The organism is Mesorhizobium sp. M1328, assembly GCF_040318075.1.
GTDB lineage: Bacteria > Pseudomonadota > Alphaproteobacteria > Rhizobiales > Rhizobiaceae > Mesorhizobium.
In genome coordinates this window covers 1-4425 of record NZ_JAMYLO010000063.1, presented here as the reverse complement: position 1 = coordinate 4425, position 4425 = coordinate 1, and the positions used below count along the sequence as shown (strand labels likewise).

General features: G+C 62.0%; 2 protein-coding genes and 1 pseudogene. 2 read left to right on the top strand and 1 reads right to left on the bottom strand.

Annotation, left to right across the window (positions count from 1 at the left end; genetic code table 11):
• Window positions 1-138 precede the first annotated feature (138 nt).
• Window positions 139-321 (top strand): annotated as a pseudogene (gene tnpB, locus NKH23_RS34255) (IS66 family insertion sequence element accessory protein TnpB); the annotation flags it as partial.
• Here the strand turns inward: tnpB and NKH23_RS34250 are convergent.
• Window positions 309-2390: a recombinase family protein gene (locus NKH23_RS34250; RefSeq protein WP_353036758.1), complete on the bottom strand. Its 2082-nt coding sequence runs from the start codon at window positions 2388-2390 to the stop codon at window positions 309-311. The pseudogene tnpB and the gene NKH23_RS34250 overlap by 13 nt on opposite strands.
• A gap of 527 nt (window positions 2391-2917) precedes the next feature.
• Here NKH23_RS34250 and tnpC point away from each other — a divergent pair.
• Window positions 2918-4425: IS66 family transposase (gene tnpC / locus NKH23_RS34245; RefSeq protein ID WP_353036756.1), on the top strand; the 1508-nt coding region annotated here is incomplete at its 3' end.

Here is a 4425-nt window from a genome sequence, read left to right as displayed (position 1 = left end):
GCTGAACAGCATCTAAATATTATGTGGCGGAAAAATCCGGACCGGCGGGCCTAGGCTGGCACCAGGAAGGCTCCGCCACATAATCTCGCCCGACGCATAAGAATGGTTATGTGGCGCGCCACATAACCGCATAACGGCGCACTTTATGTATTCCGCGCCAAAAGAGCGGACAGGATCAAGATCGTCTGGTGGGACGGCAGCGGCGTGTGTCTTTATGCCAAGCGGCTGGATGAGGCGAAGTTCTGCTGGCCGCGGATCGGCCACCACCGGGTCCAGCTCAATCATGCTCAGCTCATGGCTCTGGTCGATCACGCATGTTGATGCCCCTCCTGGTGAGGCTGAATGATTCTCAGATCAAGGTGGCTGATGGTGTGGTTGCGGAGGTCGCGGACCGCATTGATCACGGAAGGGGAGTTTTGGAACAGGTAGGCTCCGGTCAGCTGACGGTCGATCAGGAGGCGCTTCTGCCTGATCTGCACATAGATCCAATTGACGGGGATGTTCAGTCGTGCGGCCAATTGTGTGGCGCTGAGCGAAGTGGACTCGTGGGTCCAGCGGTTGCGCTGCGTCGTTATCCTGATCCCGGCACCGAGCCGGATCCGCTGCACCGTGATCGGCAAGACCTTGTCGGCGCAATTGGGCGAGCGGTGCCCCTCCCGGGTGAGAAGGGTGGCAATCTCATAATCAGGCATGCCAGCTCTCGCGAGATCGACCAGACGGGCGCGCATTTCCTGACCATGGGTGAGCTTGGTGATGGAGTTGACCCTCATCTTCACGTCAAGTTCAGTCACTGCGCCGCCTCGCCAGATGATCCTGACCAGAGCAACGTCGTGCTCGCCGCGATCGAGAACGACCTTTTCGATCAGGCACCGCAATAGCGCCTTGCGATGAGCATCCGTCGTGGCGTCGTTCGCCCAGATCTGCGGCAGGCGGCCGGACAGGATGACGACCTTGCTGTTGAGGGCCCTGCCCAACGCCATTTGCGTAACGGGCTCGGCCGAAGCTTGCCGGGCAAGCGCTTCCTCGGCAGCACGGACTTCGCTCAACGCAACTTCCCACCGACGCTCGAGTTCGCCGGCGACAAGACGATTGTCGGGATCGACGCGGTTGAACTGCCGCTCTGCCAGCGCCGCAGCATAGCGCTTGCGCTCAAGCTCACGCTCCGCGCTCGTGCGTAAGGCCTTGTCGACCTGCTGCTGTGTCCGTCGCGCCCGCGACAGCGCATCAATCTCGGCGGGCGCCAGCGCCGTCAAGAATGCGTCGGCGACGGCGGCATCCACACGTGAAGCACGGATGTGCTGGCATGCCGGCAAGCCCGTGTGGGAGCGCAGGTGATTGCACACATACTCTCCGCCACCCTTGTAGCGAACGTACATCTTGTGGCCGCATCGCCCACACCAGGCGATGCCATGCAGGAGAAGTTCGCCGTTGCGAGGAGCACCTCTCGTTTTGATGCGCATGTATTCGGCCCGGTTGTCTCGTACGATGTCGCGGATCTTCTCATAGGTTGGCCAGTCGATGTAGGGTGGATACCGGCCCTTCACGACGATCCGCCATTCATCGATTGGCCGCGCCACCTTTCCCGGCGGACCGCCTTCACCCGTGGCGGCACGAAGGCGGGTTCGTCCATAGACGAAAGCACCGACATAAGCGGGATTCTTCAGGATCGCCGCCACCGCCGAGACTGTCGCTCGTGCCCAGCGCGGTTCGCCGTGCCAGTCGCGGCGCGGCAGAGCCAGGCCACGATCGTTCAGCACACGCATGACCTTGGCGATGGTGCGGAACTTCAGGAATGTCTCGAATACAAGCTCAAGCCGTCCCTGAACAGCGAGATCCGGATCTTTGACAACTACCCCGCTTGGATCACGCACCAAGCCGACCGGCAGCGTGAGGGCAAGCTCGCCGCGCTCGGCCTTGGCAAGCAGACCCGCGGTCAGACGGCTGCGGATCGTATGCAGCTCAAGCTCTGAGATTGTTCCCTTCAGGCCGAGAAGCAGGCGGCCATTGGCGCTGCCGGGATCATAGACGCCATCGCGATCGGCAATGAGGCAGCCGCGCACGCCGCAGATATCCAGGAGCGGGTACCAATCGGAACAGTTGCGAGCAAGCCGCGTCACGTCGAGGATCAACCCGATCTCGCTGAGGCCAACCCGTCCGACAAGTTCCTTAAAGCCGCTCCGTTTTGCAGCGGAGGCTGCGCTCAAGCCGAGATCGGCATCGATGACATCGATGTCGGCATCATGCCAGCCGAGTTCGCGAGCGCGTTGGCGAAGCGCGTACTGCAGCCGCAGGCTCTCTTGGTTGCTCACTACCTGGTGTGGCGTCGACTGTCGGACGTAAACAACCGCTCTGCGCGCCAGATGGGTTGGCTTGACCAGTTCGGACTTCACGAGCCACCTCCGCCAGAACCGCGGCGACGTCGTCGAGGATTTGACGCCGCAAAGCTGGTGGCAGCGTCGCCCACAGGCTCTTGGGGTCTATGGTCATGACCTTCGAGATATTCCGCCACCGCGACAAGATCCCGAACCGCCTCGACGCTCAATTTACTCTGATTCGTGTCCTCTACATACTTCTGCGTTGCTGCCACCGCGATCAGCAATGTTGATCCATCACGATGATCGACTTCATATGATGGTGGAAAGTTGCCGCCTCCATGCGCCACTCTCCGGATCACGCGGAAGGATCGCCTGTAAAGCGGATGATGTGGGTCCATAACCCGGATCAGCTCACCCGATGATTCGTCAGACTCACCAGCAGGGATATTCCTGGATGCCTTCGGTTGACGGAATGGACTGGAAACGGGTTCGAACGGAGACCGTCAGGCGGCCGCAATCGGATGGGTAAAACCCTGCGGCATGATGAATCACGGAGCTGAAAACGCGGGAAAATTGCCCGCGAATATGCTCTGATTTTGGCCATGTCGGCACCCGATCTCGCGCTCCCGGACGACGTTGACGCGCTCAAGGCGATGGTTGTTGCCATGGCCGAAAAAGCCGCCGGTCTGGAAGAGCGTAATGCCGATCTCGAAGCCCACAATACGCATCTCGAGTTGGTCAACAAGAGCGCCGAGGAGCGGATCGCACGACTGACGGCGGTGGTGAAGATGCTGGAGCGGGCGCGCTTCGGCAGCCGCTCCGAAAGGTTGCGGGCCGGTGCGCTGAGCGAGGAGCAGTATGCGCTGGTCTTCGACGAGATCGAAACCGGCGTGGCGGCCATCCAAGCGCAGATGGAGAAGTCTGCGGGCGGCTCGAAAGCGAAGCGCGCTCCGCGTCCTCGCAAAGGCTTTGCGGCCCATCTCGAACGGGTCGAGGTGGTCATCGAGCCCGAAACGCCTGCTGGCTGCGAAGCGCTGGAAAAGATCCTGATCGGCGAGGACGTCTCCGAACGGCTCGATGTCACCCCGGCGAAGTTCCGGGTGATCGTTACGCGTCGCCCCAAATATGCCTACAAGGGTTGGGACGGCGTCATCCAGGCAGCCGCGCCCGCCCGCATCATCGAAAGCGGCATTCCGACCGAAGCGCTGCTGGCGCAGATCGCGGTGTCGAAATACGCCGATGGCCTGCCGCTCTACCGCCAGGAAGCGATCTATGCCCGCAATCAGGTCAAGATCGACCGGTCACAGATGGCGCAGTGGATGGGCAAGCTCGGCTTCGAGCTCGAGCCGCTCGCCGATTACGCACTGACCCGCATCAAGCAGGGTGAGCGGGTCTTTGCCGATGAGACCACGCTGCCAACGCTGGCGCCGGGATCTGGCAAGGCCAAGACGGCCTACCTCTGGACCTATGTCCGCGATGATCGGCCCTTTGGCGGCAGTGGACCGCCCATTGTTGTCTATCGCTTCGAGGACAGCCGCGCCGGCGAATGTGTCGCCCGTCATCTGGACGGCTATCGCGGCATCCTGCAAGTCGACGGATACGCCGCCTATATCCGGCTGGCCCGATCCGATCGGGGCAATGACGGCGTGACGCTGGCGGCGTGCTGGTCGCACGTGCGGCGCAAGTTCTACGAACTGCATGCCGCAGGCTCCTCCATTATCGCCTCGCAGACGGTGGCGCAGATGGCCCCACTGTGGGCCGCCGAGGAGGCCGTACGCGGCCAGGACCCGGCAGTACGGATAACTGCGCGTCAGGAGAAATCCGCCGCCGTCGTTGCCGCTCTCTTTGCGCTGTGGGAAAAGGAGCTGCCGAAGCTGTCGGGAAAATCGCAGCCCGCCGAGGCGATCCGCTATGCGCTCGGCCGGCGTGCCGCGCTGGAGCGCTTCCTCACCGACGGCCGCATCGAAATCGACTCCAACACCGTCGAGCGCGCCATCAGGCCACAGACCATCTCGGGGTCATTCTGCCCATGTTGGGCAGGAGGTCGAAGTCCATTATCGTTGGCATCCGTATTTCGGACGCCGGCTTCGCTGCGAGAACAGCGAAGAAC